Source organism: Polaribacter sp. NJDZ03, from assembly GCF_019263805.1.
Taxonomy (GTDB): domain Bacteria; phylum Bacteroidota; class Bacteroidia; order Flavobacteriales; family Flavobacteriaceae; genus Polaribacter.
Map to the genome: position 1 here is coordinate 2052369 of NZ_CP079195.1, position 14492 is coordinate 2066860.

Sequence of the window (14492 nt, forward strand, 5' to 3'; positions counted from 1 at the left end):
CAATCTGTTAACCTTAAAGAGATTGCCACAGTTTACAAAAAAGTAAACTTCGCAAAGACAGCTATAAAAAGATATAATGTAAAGCAGGAAATAGCTTCTAAAAAACTATTAAAATAAAGCATTCATAATATCTTCGGCTTTAAACCAAAGGATTAAAACGAAAGCTAAAACAGCAATTAAAAAAAGCCCTTTTGTAGGTTTAGATTGCTTTTGTCTTCCAAATTTTCTTTTGAATTCCATCTGAATGTTTTTTTACTCGTTCGTTTTTGTCGTTATTTTAGTTGCTCTTAACATTTCTCTTTTCCCCGGAGGTCCAGGCAAACGCTCTACTGTTAAACCAACTTCTTGCATCGCTCTTCTAACGCTTCCTTTTGCCGAATAAGTTACTAAAATTCCGTTTTCTTTTAATGCATCAAACATTTTACGGAAAATCTCTACCGTCCATAATTGCGGTTGTACACGAGCACCAAAGGCATCAAAATAAATTAAATTAAACGTGTCTTTATCTTCGATATCTTCAAAAAACTGCTTCCTTTTTATGAGTGAAAAAGTATCTGAAATTTGATGCTTTTCTTCCCAAGAAACAGCGTGCATTTTATCGAATACAGCACTTTCTTTTTCTGCTTTTAAAACAGTAATAAAATTCATATTCTCTACTTCTTCTGCAGTAACAGGATATGCTTCTACACCAACATAGTTTATATTTCTTTTTGCTTCTAAATAGGTAATAAAACAGTTTAAACCTGTACCAAAACCAATTTCTAAGATAGATACTTCTTCTGCAGTAACTAATTTTAATCCGCTATTAATAAAAACATGGTAAGACTCGTTTATTGAACCGTTTTTAGAATGATATTGTTCATTTAAATCGGGTAAATTAATGGTTGTAGAACCATCGGAAGTTATTAGAATTTCTCTTTTCAAAATATGTAGACTTATTACTTATTGAAACTAATTTTTACTTTCTCATTAAAACACCATCTGCCTCAAAAGTAAATTCTTTTTTAGGCTCGGTAATTTTTGCTATTTCTTCTTTAGTTTTCCCTGCATCTTCTGCGTAATGTTGCAATTCTTCTACAGATGTTTCTTGTACAAATGCTTTACCATTTAAAACCACTTCTTTTCCTTGAGAATCTAAAGGCATAAAAAAACCATAATCTTTAAAACGAACCATCGTTTCAGTTTCTTCATTTAAAGGCAACTTCATCCAACATCCTTTTTTAGAACAAACTTCTTTAATACTAGATGCAAACTTTACATTAATTGTATCACCAGTTTTCATGGTTTTAAATTTAGCTAATAACTCTTCTGAAGTAATTGCATTGTCTAACTCAATTTTTTCTCCGAAAGATTCATAAACCACTTCTTGTTTTGGTTCTGATGTTTCATTGGCTGCTTTCTTGCCTTCTTTACATGCCGTAAAACCAAATAAAATAACCAAACAAAAGGATATTACATATTTCATATTTTCTAAATTTAATGAGTATCGAACAAAAGTACATATTATAATGAGTAAAAGCAATGATTAGTTATATCGACCGATGAATATTTTATGTACATTTGTCCAATAATTCAATCAAAAAGAATGAAATCTGATATAGAAATTCAACGTATAGAAAAATCGAAGATCGATTCTGTAGATTTTAACAATCTACCATTTGGTAGTGTATATTCTGACCACATGTTAGAGTGTGACTTTATAGATGGCGAGTGGCAAACACCTGTTATTAAACCTTATGCACCTATCTCATTAGACCCATCTGCAAAGATTTTCCACTACGGACAATCTATTTTTGAAGGTATGAAAGCCTACAAAGACGCAGATGAAAACACGATGTTATTTAGACCTTTAGAAAACTGGAAGCGTTTAAATAAATCTGCAGAACGTTTAGTTATCCCAGCTGTTCCTGAAGATGTTTTTATGGAAGGTTTAAAAAAATTATTAGAAGTTGATAATAAATGGATTCCTACTAATGAAGGAAGCTCTTTATATATTAGACCTTTTATGTTTGCTTCTGGAATAGGATTTCACGCTTCTCCGGCAGATGCTTATAAATTTATAATTTGTACAGCTCCTTCTGGCGCATATTTTTCTGGCAAAGTAAAAGTTTTAATTGAAGAAAAATATGCTCGTGCTGCAAATGGTGGTGTTGGTTTTGCAAAAGCTGGTGGTAATTATGCTGCTCAGTTTTACCCTACACAATTGGCCATAGAAAAAGGATACAATCAAGTTATTTGGACGGATGATAATACGCACGAATATATTGAGGAAGCTGGTGCAATGAATATTTTCATTAGAATTAATGATACTTTAATTACAAGTCCTACAAGCGATAGAATCTTAAATGGAATTACACGTAAAAGTGTTATTCAGATTGCTGAGGACATGAATATTGATGTAGAAGTTAGAAAAATTACAGTTTCTGAAGTAATTGCTGCTGCACAAAGTGGTAGTTTAAAAGAAATGTTTGGAGCAGGAACTGCTGCAGTAATTTCTCCTATTGCAGCTTTTGGATACCAAGGTTCTGATTATGATTTACCAGAATTAGAAGCACCTTTTGCAGGAACTCTAAAGAAAGCGATTACAGACATACAAACAAACCAAGCCGAAGATCCTTACGGATGGAGAGTAATTCTTAAATAAACATTTTATAGTTGTAGTTTAAAGCTGTAAAAAGATATAATACTAAAAGCATCAATTAATTTTGATGCTTTTTTTGTATTTCAGTTTTACGCTTATTTCTTAATTGAGTTTCTTGATAAACCTTAAACAGCGAAAGTAAAAATTCAGCAAAAAAACATACAATACAATACAATACCGTTTTAGGAATTGCATAAAATGTGGGTTCTCAAAAAAAAATGTTATGCTTATTTTTATACTAACAAAAACGGAAATGCTCTATTATTAAAGAAGTAAAAAAAGACAGATTAAGCTTTTTTTAGGCTACTTTTTAAATTACAATAAAGTAAAATGAATATTTATCAACCAAAAATAAAGTGATTTTCATTTATTTTAATCTTACAAATTTTACATTATTAGAAGGCAGTTATGGGTAAAATAAATTTGATAAATTAAGTTTAGGTTTACAAGTAACAATGCTAATTATCATTTATAAACCGTTTATATTACCTTACAAATCTATACGTTGCTTTTATTAAAAAAGTACTTTCTAAAGGTTTGTCTAAAATTTGGTTTCTAAAGCTTCTTGATAATGAATTTCTAGCATCATCAGAACCAGCGCCACCTCTTGCCCAAACAAAAAACAACTCAGAGCCTGGTATATACTCCCATCTTGCCACTAAGTTTGTTCTAAATTGTACATAAGAAAAATCTGGGTTCTTAAATGTGTAATCTGCAATTGCATCTAAATTTTCATCAATAGAAAAACGATCATTGTTTTCAGAAATCTCATTCTCATTATACATCCTTACCCTGTCATTGATACTAGATGCTGTTGAATTAGTAACGTAATTAAAATCGGAATATCTTCCACGAGCAATATAAGGTTGCCCATAAAACTGAATAGACATATTAGGATTTAAACTATAGTTTAATCGTAAAGTTGTTGTCCACGAATCATTTTCAATATTTCCTAAAATATATCTTTTTAAATTACCAAAATCTTTAGTTGTGACATATTGAGATTTATCAGAAGTTTTTTCCAATACATTTTCTAAAGACATACTAAAAGAATTGAAAGGTTGGTAATTTATTTTAAACTCATATTTATCTGTATCACTTACGTTTTCTTCACTTCTAATACGAACATAACCAAGTTTAAGACTAAATTTTTTACTCTTATCCGTTTCTACAAAAGCATATATAAATTTATCATCTGCTACTTTAAAGCGCGGTCCACCTCTTAAAAAAGAGTTTCTATGCATTTGCGTACTAGATCCCATACCTATATTTGAAGACCAATTATTTTTCCAATTAACCCTTCCTTCAACTGCAAAACGAGATTTATTTAAATTGCCTCCAAAATCGTAAATAGTAGATTGCTCCGCACTTAAATCTATATCTCTATAAATACCTTTAGGAATTTGCCATAAATATCTTACTTGTGTAAATTGAATCATTTCATCTGTCTGACGTAAAAAGCCAACATCATTCAATTCTAATTCTGGCGAACGCCAAATAAAACCTCCATTATAACGCCAGTTTCCTCCACCTTGTTTCCCAAATTTAACTCTACCTCCACTTCCTGTTAGCGAGGTTCTAGTTGGATCTAAATCTACATAATCTGCATCTGGTCTTTGAAATAACCTGGCAATAGATGTTTGTGTATCTAAAATTGCTTCTTCACTTCCTTTAACATGACTTAAAATTGTATTCCCTTCCAAATAAAAATCTCTATTATGCCAAGTATGTCTAAAATCTACTCCTCCTGTATAAGCAGCTTTGTGTAATTCAGGAAAATTATCATCTAAATTTCTGTTTGTTGCTGTAAAAATTCCTCCTATAAAAGAATTACGCTCGTTAAAATCTTTTTGAGCCCTGGCAACAAAAAAGTTTGTTAAAGGCTCTACAATTTCTTTTCTGGTATTACCATTTGTTTCTTTAATTTTTGCAAATTCATTTGCTGTAACACTTTCTAAAACACCAATAGACCAACCATTCTGTGTTTTTCCTGAAAATTTTGCAGCACCTAAAATAGTTGAATTCTGTGGTACATCTGCAAATTCATCATCTTGTAAAATAAGATCAGTTTCTATATTATTACCAACTTTTTTATGAGGATTTCTACCGATTCTTCTACTATAAAAAATGTTATCACTTCCGTCAGCAAACTCAAAATTGAAAATATTCTTATTTTCAACAAAAAAAGGACGCTGTTCTTTAAAAAATATTTGAAATCCATCTAAAGCAATCGCTCCTGGATCTGCTTCTACTTGTCCAAAATCTGGGTTTATCGTTAAGTCTAGCGTTAAATCGTTTGTAATTCCAATTTTAGCATCTAAACCCGCATTTAGTTTAAAATCACTTCCATCTCTAAACGGGTTATTCCCCTCTTTTGGATAAGAATCATATTGTAAAACTGCAAAAGGCTGAATTTCTAATTGTTTTTGCGATACTAAATCTATTAATCCATGCAACTCACCAGCTTCACTAATAAACCCAGATTGAGAATTTGGAATTCTTTGCCATAAAGATCGTTCTTGTTTTCTAAAAAAAGTTCGATTAATATTAAACCCCCATATTTGTTCTTTTGCATTACCAAAGCGTAACTGGCTAAAAGGAATTTTCATTTCTACGGTATAGCCTTTGTTATCTACCTTAGCATCTGTATACCAAATAGGGTTCCAACTATCATCCCAATTATCGCCATTTTGCGTAACAATTTCTTCACCTTTTACCCCTGCAGCAGTTGTTGTAAATGCAAATGCGGTTCTTTTATCATGATAACTATCAATAATTACATTTACCCTATCTCCAGCAAAACCATCTCTACGTGTAAGTCTTTGCTGAATTAATTCTGGTTTATCATCAAAAGCTCTAATAGCAATGTATAAATACTTATCATCATACATTACTTTAAATTTTGTTTGATGCATTGGTGCAACTCCTTCATTTGGTTCTTTCTGTACGAAGTCTGATGACCATTCTACAACATTCCAAGCATCTTCCGAGATAACACCATCTATTATTGGTACTTCTTTTAATTTCTTTGTATTATAAACTCTTTTTGGTATAATTTCATTCGTTGATTCTTGCGAATAGGTAGTAAACGAAATACTTACTATTAATAATAAAATAAATAAAATTTCATATGGATGGTTGGCTAGTATAAAGATTGCGTAAAATGCCCTTAATTATACGACAAAAGTAACTTTTATTATCTTAAAAATTTTGAGAACTACTAACATGTAAAAAACATTAATACATTAAGTACAAAATAAATCTAAAGCACTATTTGTCAATCAAATAAAATACAGTACATTTGCACTCCTTTTTTAAGGAAAATTCAATTATTAATAAACAAAAACTAATAGTGTAATTATGAACACATTAAGTTACAAAACAGTATCAGCAAACAGCGCTACCGTAAACAAGGAGTGGGTTTTAGTTGATGCAGACGGGCAAACGTTGGGTCGTCTAGCTTCTAAAGTAGCAAAGCTAATTAGAGGTAAAAACAAACCTAATTTTACTCCTCACGTAGATTGTGGAGATAACGTGGTTATCATCAACGCAGAAAAAATTAACCTTACTGGTAACAAATGGAGAGACAAATCTTACATTCGTCACACAGGTTATCCAGGAGGACAAAGATCGTTAACTGCAACAGAAATGTTTGAGAAAGATCCTACAAGATTAATCGAAAAAGCAGTAAAAGGAATGTTACCTAAAAATATTTTAGGAGCAGCACTTTACAGAAACTTGTATGTATATGCAGGTACAGAGCACAAACACGCAGGTCAAGCACCTAAAGCTATTAACCTTAACGATCTTAAATAATGGATATAGTACATAAAATCGGTAGAAGAAAAACAGCTGTTGCTCGTATTTATCTTTCTGAAGGAACAGGAAACATTACAGTAAACAAAAAAGATTATAAAAATTACTTTACTACTGGAACTTTACAGTACAAAGTACAACAACCTTTAATGTTAACAGAAAACTTAGAGTCTTACGACATTAAAGTTAATGTTTACGGTGGTGGTGTAACAGGACAAGCAGAAGCTATCCGTTTAGCTATTACAAGAGCTTTAGTTCATATTGATGCAGATCATAGAATTGTCTTGAAACCAGAAGGTTTATTAACTCGTGACCCAAGAATGGTTGAACGTAAGAAATTCGGTCAGAAAAAAGCACGTAAAAAATTCCAATTCTCGAAACGTTAATATTTGTCAGAATTTATTCTGCACTATATTATATCGAGAACTGTTATTATATTTTAATATTAAACAGTTTAGCATCTAAATAGTTAGGACTCGAAAGACTACCTAACTATTGATTTCAAAACAGAAAGTAAACACATTTAAGAAAATGGCAAACGTAAATATTCAAGAGTTATTAGATAGTGGTGTACACTTTGGACACTTAACTAGAAAATGGAACCCAAACATGGCTCCATACATTTATACAGAACGTAATGGTGTACACATCATCGATTTGTATAAAACAGCAGCAAAAATAGAAGAAACTTCAGAAGCTTTAAAAAAGATCGCTAACTCTGGACGTAAAATTTTATTTGTAGCTACTAAAAAGCAAGCAAAAGATATTGTTGCAGAAAAAGCAAAAGCAGTAAACATGCCTTACATCACAGAAAGATGGCCTGGTGGTATGTTAACAAACTTTATTACTATTAGAAAAGCTGTTAAGAAAATGGCTCATATTGATAGAATGAAGTTAGATGGATCTTTTGATGCATTATCTAAAAGAGAAAAATTACAAATCAATCGTCAGAGAGAAAAATTAGAAAAGAATTTAGGTTCTATTTCAGATATGACTCGTTTACCTGGTGCATTATTTGTAGTAGATATTAAAAAAGAGCACATTGCAGTAGCAGAAGCTCAAAAATTAAGTATTCCTATTTTTGCAATGGTTGATACAAACTCTGATCCTAGATTAGTAGATTTTATCATTCCAGCAAATGATGATGCTTCTAAGTCTATAGACAAAGTATTATCTTATGTTACTAATGCAATTGCAGAAGGTTTATCAGATAGAAAAGCAGACAAAGAAAAAGTAAAAGAAACTAAAGAAGTTGCAGCTCCAAAAGCTGAAGCAGCAGCTCCTAAGGCAGAAGTTACTGAAGCACCTGCTGAAGAAAAAAAATAATTCTAACTAAAAAACATACATAACATGGAAACAGTAAAGATTAGTGCTGCTGATGTTAAAAAATTAAGAGAAGCAACTGGAGCTGGAATGATGGACTGTAAAAAGGCATTAGTTGAGGCTGTTGGTGATTTTGATAAAGCAATTGATATTTTACGTAAAAAAGGTCAAAAAATTGCTGCAAAAAGAGCTGATAGAGAATCTACAGAAGGAGTTGCAGTAACAAAAATCAATGCTGATAATACTGTTGGAGTAGCAATCGTATTAGCTTGTGAAACTGATTTTGTTGGTAAAAATGATGCTTTCGTAGCATTAGGAAGTCAATTTGCAGAAATTGCTTTAAATCATGCTGATAAAGAATCTTTCTTAGCTGCTGATTTTGGAGGAATGACTGTTGCTGATAAATTAATTGAGCAAACTGGTGTTATTGGAGAAAAGTTAGAGATAACTGCTTTTGAGAAAATCGAAGCTGCTTATGTTGGTGCCTATACTCACATTGGTAAAATTGCTGCATTAGTTGGTTTAACTGCTGCTGTTGATAATGCTGATGTATTATCTAAAGACGTAGCTATGCAAATAGCATCTATGGGAGCATCTACTTTATCTTATAAAGATTTTGATCCTGCATTTGTTGCTGCTGAAACAGAAGCAAGAATTGCTGTAATTGAAAAAGATAATATTGAATTAGGAAGATTAGGGAAAACGTTGAAAAACGTACCTCAATATATTTCTATGTCTCAATTATCTGATGAAATTTTAGCTAAAGCTGAAGAAGCTGCTAAAGCGGAATTAGCTGCAGAAGGAAAACCAGAAAAAATCTGGGATAGAATTTTACCAGGAAAAATGGAAAGATTTATTGCAGACAATACAACTTTAGATTTAGAGCAATGTCTTTTAGACCAAGCTTTTATTAAAGATGAAAAGAAAAATGTTGCACAATATGTAAGTACATATGGTGATGTTTCTGTAAGTGGATTCAAAAGAGTTACTTTAGGATAAACATGTATCTTCTATTCTTGTGAAGACAAGAACATAAATATTTAAAACCTCGCATTCTATAATTTTAGAATTGCGAGGTTTTTTTGTATCTCAAAAAAACAAAACTCAAAAAAAAAGCTTAATTTTGCACAACTTTCAAAATAAACTATGCAATACAAGAGAATTCTTTTAAAATTAAGCGGAGAAGCTTTAATGGGCGAAAGACAATACGGAATTGATCCTAAACGTTTAGCTGAATACGCAAAAGAAATTAAAGAAGTAGTACAAAAAGGAATCGAAGTTGCCATTGTAATTGGCGGTGGAAATATCTTTAGAGGTGTTGCTGGTGCTGCAAATGGTATGGACCGCGTACAAGGAGACCACATGGGGATGTTAGCAACCTGTATTAACGGCTTAGCATTGCAAAGTGCATTAGAAGATGAAGATGTTCATACGCGATTGCAAACAGCTTTAGAAATTAAAGAAGTTGCAGAACCGTATATTAAAAGAAAAGCAATTCGTCACTTAGAAAAAGGAAGAGTTGTAATCTTTGGAGCAGGAACAGGTAATCCATATTTTACAACAGATACTGCTGCCGTTTTAAGAGCAATTGAAATAGATGCAGATGCTATATTAAAAGGAACTCGTGTAGACGGAATCTATGATGTAGATCCAGAAAAAAATAAAGATGCTATCAAATTTGAAAATATAACTTTTAAAGACGTAATTAAAAAAGGTCTTAAAGTGATGGATATGACTGCATTTACATTAAGTGAAGAAAACAAATTGCCAATTATTGTTTTTGACATGAACACGAATGGAAACTTAATGAAATTAGTTTCTGGTGAAAAAATTGGTACTATTGTTAATACTCATTAATTAGAGTTTTTTAAAAAAATTTACTGACGATGAACGAAGAAATTGAATTTATTCTTGATTCCGCTAAAGAGGCGATGAATAATGCTATTGAGCATTTAATTAAAGAATTACGAACTATAAGAGCTGGTAAAGCAACACCTGCAATGTTAGCAAATGTAATGGTAGATTATTATGGATCTCTAACTCCGTTAGGACAAATTGCAAATGTTACTACACCAGACCCAAGAACAATATCTGTACAACCTTGGGAGAAAAACATGTTACAACCTATAGAAAAAGCTATAATGGTTGCCAACTTAGGTTTTAACCCAATGAATAATGGTGATATTATTATGATTAATGTACCGCCATTAACTGAAGAAAGAAGAATTGGTTTGGCTAAACAAGCCAAAGCAGAAGCAGAACACGCAAAAGTTGGTATTAGAAATGCCCGTAAAGATGCAAATAATGATATTAAAAAAACAGAGGCTTCAGACGATCTTAAAAAAATAACAGAAGCAGATGTGCAAAAATTAACAGATACTTTTATAAAGCAGATAGAAGAAAAACTAGCTGTAAAAGAAGTTGAAATAATGAAGGTTTAAAAAAACCGACACAATAAAAAAAGAGGGTGTTTCTTAACACTCTCTTTTTATTTATAACAATATACAATTAATTACAATTTCTAAAATTTAACTAAATGAATTTCTGGACAAAAGTTGCTGGTCTTATCTTAAGAAACCGTTATTTGGTTTTAATAGGTATTGCCATCATTACAGGTTTATTAGCTTCACAAATGAAGTATATGAAATTCTCATATACAGAAGCAAATTTATTACCTGAAGATCACATAGCTAATCTAGAATACAATCAATTTTTAGAGATATTTGGAGAAGAAGGCAACCTGGTTATTTTAGGTATAAAAGATTCTACAGTATTTACACCTAAAAAATTTAATGCTTGGAATAATTTAGTTCAAAAATTTGATAGTTTAGAAGAAATAGATTTTACTATATCTATTGCTGATATTCAAAAATTAAAAGCAGATAGAAAACAAAGAAAATTTGTACTAGAACCTTTGTATGAGAAAGAACCAACAACAACACAAGAAGTTCTAGATATAAAAAATCAGCTATTTGAAAAACTACCTTTCTACGATAATTTACTATTTAATAAAAAAACAGGTACATTACAGACTGCCATTTATATTAAAAAAGAAATTATAAATACACCACAACGTAGAGATTTTATTTTTGATATTTTAATACCAACCATAAATAAATTTGAAAAAGAAAATGATGTAGACATTCGAGTATCCGGAATGCCCTACATTAGAACATTAAATGCACAAAATATTCAAGATGAAATACTACTATTTGTAGTAGGTGCATTAGGTATTACAGCAGTTATTTTCTTCTTTTTCTTTCGCTCATTTAGAGCAACCTTTATTACACTTTTAGTAGTAATGATAGGTGTTGTTTGGGCCTTTGGTTTTATAGGTTGGTTTGGTTATGAAATAACCGTTTTATCGGCATTAATACCTCCGTTAATTATTGTTATTGGTGTACCAAATGCCGTTTTTCTTATTAATAAATATCAACAAGAAATAAAGAAACATGGCCAACAAGCAAAAGCTTTACAACGTGTAATTACTAAAGTGGGTAATGCTACTTTAATGACAAATATTACAACTGCATCTGGGTTTGCAACTTTTATTTTTGTGAAAAGTAGTTTACTTAGAGAGTTTGGTATTTTAGCTTCAGTTAATATAATAAGTATCTTTATATTAGCCTTATTAATTATACCTATTTTATATAGTTTTATGCCGCTTCCAAAGAAGAAGCATTTAAACCACTTAGAAACAAAGTGGATTGAAAATGTAGTGAATTGGATGGAAAAAATGGTAAGAAACCAAAGAATTACTATTTATTTTGCCACAGTTATTGTTATCGTTGCAGCAATTATAGGTGTTTATAAAATAAAAGTTTCTGGTAGTTTAATAGAAGACATGCCTAAAAGTTTAGAGTTTTATCAAGATATAAAATTCTTTGAAACCGAATTTGGCGGTATTATGCCTTTAGAGATTTTAGTTGATACTAAAAAGGAAAAAGGGGTAATGAGTTTGTCTACTTTAAAAAAGATGGAAAAAATAAATGAAGCAATAGAATCTTTTCCAGAACTTTCTAAACCAATTTCTATCACCAATGTAGTAAAATACTCTAAACAAGCTTACTACAAAGGGAACCCTAAATATTATCAGTTACCAACAAGTCAAGAACAAAGTTACATTTTTGCATATACCAAAAATTCCAATAGTGATGCTAGTATGCTTAAAAACTTTGTAGACTCTACAGGTCGTTATGCAAGAATAACCACTTTTATGAAAGACATTGGTACTGAAAAGATGAATGTAATTCAAGAGCGCTTAAAAGAAGTAATTGCTAAAGAATTTCCGTCAGACAAATATGAAGTTTCTGTTACAGGTAAAGCATTAGTTTTTATAAAAGGAACCAATTATTTAATTCACAATTTAGTTATTTCATTATCCTTAGCTATTTTATTAATTGCCATTTTTATGGCTTGGATGTTTAGATCTCCACCAATGATTTTCATTTCATTACTGCCAAACATATTGCCATTATTAATTACAGCTGGTTTAATGGGGTATTTTGGTATTCCTATAAAACCATCAACCATACTTGTATTTAGTATTGCGTTCGGTATTTCTGTAGATGATACGATTCACTTTTTAGCAAAATACAGGCAAGAATTAATGGCTAATAATTGGCGTGTAAAACCATCTGTTTATGGAGCACTAAGAGAAACAGGAGTAAGTATGTTCTATACTTCTATTGTACTCTTTTTTGGCTTTTTAACCTTTACACTTTCTAGTTTTGGAGGCACCATTGCATTAGGTGGCTTAGTCTCTGTAACCTTATTATTGGCAATGGTTTCTAACTTACTGTTATTACCTTCACTTTTATTAACTTTTGAAAAGAAAATAGCAAATAAAAAAGTATTTAAAGAACCTTCTATAAGAATTATTCCTCCAGAGGAAGATAAATTAGAAGAATAAATCTTTAATTGATCTATAAATTTTTACTAAAAAAATCGGATGTTATTGTCTAACATCCGATTTTTTAGTGACTACAAGAAAAGACAATGAATAACGATAAAAATTAACAGTATTTTAAGCAAACCATACTTAAAACTACTGTAAAATATCATTGCTCATCTTCTTTCAAAAAAGTATCTTTACTCTTTAATAAAAAACAGTTTTTGTATATTCTACATACTTTTTTTGATAAACACCTCCTCTTTTATTAAAAGGAGAATATATCTAGAAAATAATAAGAATAATACAATCAATTAATAACATATATTTATATCAATATTATAAGAATATGATAAACAGCAACGTAGCCGAACTTTTAAAATCGGAAGGATTATTACTACAAGAAGTAACTCTAAAAGGATGGGTTAGAACATTTAGAAGCAATCGCTTTATTGCTTTAAATGATGGTTCTACCATTAACAACATACAATGTGTTATCGATTTTGAAAACACAGATGAAACTACATTAAAAAGAATTACAACAGGTGCCGCTATTTGTATAAAAGGTACTTTGGCTGCAAGTCAAGGAAAAGGACAATCTGTAGAGATTCAGGTTTCAGCAATTGAAATCTTAGGAGATTCTAATCCAGATGAATACCCTATTCAACCTAAAAAACACAGTTTCGAATTTTTAAGAGAAAATGCACATTTACGTGTAAGAACAAATACTTTTAGCGCAGTAATGCGTGTGCGTTCTAAATTATCTTTTGCGGTTCATCAATATTTTCAGGAAAGAGACTTCAACTACGTTAATACACCAATTGTTACCGGTTCTGATGCAGAAGGAGCAGGAGAAATGTTTAGAGTTACTAACTTTAAAGATAATGAAGCTCCGGTTACAGAAGATGGAAAAGTTGACTATTCTAAAGACTTTTTTGGTAAAGAAACAAACCTTACTGTTTCTGGTCAATTAGAAGCAGAAGCGTATGCGATGGCTTTAGGAAAAGCCTATACTTTTGGACCAACATTTAGAGCAGAAAACTCTAATACTACACGTCATTTAGCAGAATTTTGGATGATAGAACCAGAAGTTGCATTTATGGATTTAGATGGTAACATGGATTTAGCAGAAGACTTTATAAAAACAGTTTTAAGTTCTATTTTAGAAAGCTGTAAAGATGATTTAGACTTTCTAGACCAACGTTTAACACAAGAAGAAAAAAGCAAACCACAAGCAGAAAGAAGTGACATGAGTTTGTTAGAAAAACTTCGTTTTGTAGCAGATAATAACTTTAAAAGAGTTTCATATACAGAAGCAATAGACATATTAAGAAACTGTAAACCAAATAAAAAGAAGAAATTTCAATTTCCAATTAATGAATGGGGTGCAGATTTACAGTCTGAACACGAACGTTTTTTAGTAGAAAAACACTTTAAATGTCCGGTTATTTTATTTGATTACCCAGCAAATATTAAAGCATTTTACATGCGTTTAAATGATGATGGAAAAACAGTAAGAGCCATGGATGTTTTATTTCCTGGAATAGGAGAAATGGTTGGTGGCGCGCAACGTGAAGAACGTTATGATGTTTTAGTCGAAAAAATGAAAGCCATGAATATTGATGAAAAAGAATTATGGTGGTACTTAGATTTAAGAAAATTTGGTACAGCGGTACATTCTGGTTTTGGACTAGGTTTTGAAAGACTCGTGCAGTTTACAACTGGAATGAGTAATATTAGAGACGTAATTCCTTTTCCAAGAACACCACAAAACGCTGATTTTTAAAAAGAACTAAAAAATTAAAGTAATAAAAACGTCAT

At 31.0% G+C, this 14492-nt stretch carries 13 protein-coding genes; 9 read left to right on the plus strand and 4 right to left on the minus strand.

Features of this window, described 5'->3' with window-relative positions; genetic code table 11:
* Positions 1 to 108: 108 nt before the first annotated feature.
* The 3 genes from KV700_RS17360 to KV700_RS08870 are packed head-to-tail and all read right to left on the minus strand — an operon-like array spanning position 109 to position 1465.
* A complete protein-coding gene (locus KV700_RS17360) occupies positions 109 to 240 on the minus strand; it encodes a hypothetical protein (RefSeq protein WP_262887957.1) in 132 nt (43 codons plus the stop codon).
* A gap of 12 nt (positions 241 to 252) precedes the next feature.
* The gene (mnmD, locus tag KV700_RS08865; RefSeq protein ID WP_166384211.1) at positions 253 to 924 is read right to left on the minus strand and encodes a tRNA (5-methylaminomethyl-2-thiouridine)(34)-methyltransferase MnmD; all 672 of its coding nucleotides are present in this window, start codon (positions 922 to 924) and stop codon (positions 253 to 255) included.
* A 34-nt stretch (positions 925 to 958) separates the two neighbouring features.
* Positions 959 to 1465: a DUF4920 domain-containing protein gene (locus KV700_RS08870; protein ID WP_166384209.1), complete on the minus strand. Its 507-nt coding sequence runs from the start codon at positions 1463 to 1465 to the stop codon at positions 959 to 961.
* A gap of 120 nt (positions 1466 to 1585) precedes the next feature.
* On the opposite strand from KV700_RS08870, the gene KV700_RS08875 reads away from it, so the two are divergent.
* The gene (locus KV700_RS08875; RefSeq protein WP_166384207.1) at positions 1586 to 2644 is read left to right on the plus strand and encodes a branched-chain amino acid aminotransferase; all 1059 of its coding nucleotides are present in this window, start codon (positions 1586 to 1588) and stop codon (positions 2642 to 2644) included.
* 482 nt (positions 2645 to 3126) lie between these two features.
* Here KV700_RS08875 and KV700_RS08880 read toward each other — a convergent pair whose 3' ends face one another.
* Positions 3127 to 5766: a DUF5916 domain-containing protein gene (locus KV700_RS08880; protein WP_218599833.1), complete on the minus strand. Its 2640-nt coding sequence runs from the start codon at positions 5764 to 5766 to the stop codon at positions 3127 to 3129.
* Positions 5767 to 6001: 235 nt separating this feature from the next.
* Between KV700_RS08880 and rplM the strand changes: the two genes are divergently transcribed.
* The 8 genes from rplM (at position 6002) to asnS (ending at position 14457) form a co-directional block, all read left to right on the plus strand.
* Complete coding sequence (gene rplM / locus KV700_RS08885; protein WP_166384203.1) at positions 6002 to 6457, plus strand: 50S ribosomal protein L13; 456 nt, start codon at positions 6002 to 6004, stop codon at positions 6455 to 6457.
* Positions 6457 to 6843: a 30S ribosomal protein S9 gene (rpsI, locus tag KV700_RS08890; protein WP_166384201.1), complete on the plus strand. Its 387-nt coding sequence runs from the start codon at positions 6457 to 6459 to the stop codon at positions 6841 to 6843. Before rplM ends, rpsI begins: the two co-directional genes overlap by 1 nt.
* Positions 6844 to 6988: 145 nt before the next feature.
* Positions 6989 to 7783: a 30S ribosomal protein S2 gene (gene rpsB / locus KV700_RS08895; protein WP_166384199.1), complete on the plus strand. Its 795-nt coding sequence runs from the start codon at positions 6989 to 6991 to the stop codon at positions 7781 to 7783.
* Between the two features lie 24 nt (positions 7784 to 7807).
* Entirely contained in the window at positions 7808 to 8779 is a 972-nt protein-coding gene (gene tsf / locus KV700_RS08900) for a translation elongation factor Ts (RefSeq protein WP_166384197.1), read from the plus strand.
* A gap of 147 nt (positions 8780 to 8926) precedes the next feature.
* A complete protein-coding gene (pyrH, locus tag KV700_RS08905; RefSeq protein ID WP_166384195.1) occupies positions 8927 to 9637 on the plus strand; it encodes a UMP kinase in 711 nt (236 codons plus the stop codon).
* Between the two features lie 29 nt (positions 9638 to 9666).
* Positions 9667 to 10221, plus strand: coding sequence for a ribosome recycling factor (gene frr, locus KV700_RS08910; RefSeq protein ID WP_166384193.1), 555 nt, complete (start codon positions 9667 to 9669; stop codon positions 10219 to 10221).
* Positions 10222 to 10316: 95 nt separating this feature from the next.
* Complete coding sequence (locus tag KV700_RS08915; RefSeq protein ID WP_166384191.1) at positions 10317 to 12692, plus strand: RND family transporter; 2376 nt, start codon at positions 10317 to 10319, stop codon at positions 12690 to 12692.
* A gap of 328 nt (positions 12693 to 13020) precedes the next feature.
* Positions 13021 to 14457 (plus strand): asparagine--tRNA ligase, encoded by a 1437-nt coding sequence (gene asnS, locus KV700_RS08920; protein ID WP_166384189.1) that lies wholly within the window; start codon positions 13021 to 13023, stop codon positions 14455 to 14457.
* The last annotated feature ends 35 nt before the right edge of the window (positions 14458 to 14492 follow it).

What these genes read in the sequence shown, in the direction of transcription:
- rplM (WP_166384203.1), top strand. Translation starts at nt 6,002, where the DNA reads ATGAACACATTAAGTTACAAAACAGTATCAGCAAACAGCGCTACCGTA.
- rpsB (WP_166384199.1), top strand. Translation starts at nt 6,989, where the DNA reads ATGGCAAACGTAAATATTCAAGAGTTATTAGATAGTGGTGTACACTTT.
- tsf (WP_166384197.1), top strand. Translation starts at nt 7,808, where the DNA reads ATGGAAACAGTAAAGATTAGTGCTGCTGATGTTAAAAAATTAAGAGAA.
- pyrH (WP_166384195.1), top strand. Translation starts at nt 8,927, where the DNA reads ATGCAATACAAGAGAATTCTTTTAAAATTAAGCGGAGAAGCTTTAATG.
- KV700_RS08870 (WP_166384209.1), bottom strand. Translation starts at nt 1,465, where the DNA reads ATGAAATATGTAATATCCTTTTGTTTGGTTATTTTATTTGGTTTTACG.
- KV700_RS08875 (WP_166384207.1), top strand. Translation starts at nt 1,586, where the DNA reads ATGAAATCTGATATAGAAATTCAACGTATAGAAAAATCGAAGATCGAT.
- KV700_RS08915 (WP_166384191.1), top strand. Translation starts at nt 10,317, where the DNA reads ATGAATTTCTGGACAAAAGTTGCTGGTCTTATCTTAAGAAACCGTTAT.
- KV700_RS17360 (WP_262887957.1), bottom strand. Translation starts at nt 240, where the DNA reads ATGGAATTCAAAAGAAAATTTGGAAGACAAAAGCAATCTAAACCTACA.
- rpsI (WP_166384201.1), top strand. Translation starts at nt 6,457, where the DNA reads ATGGATATAGTACATAAAATCGGTAGAAGAAAAACAGCTGTTGCTCGT.
- asnS (WP_166384189.1), top strand. Translation starts at nt 13,021, where the DNA reads ATGATAAACAGCAACGTAGCCGAACTTTTAAAATCGGAAGGATTATTA.
- frr (WP_166384193.1), top strand. Translation starts at nt 9,667, where the DNA reads ATGAACGAAGAAATTGAATTTATTCTTGATTCCGCTAAAGAGGCGATG.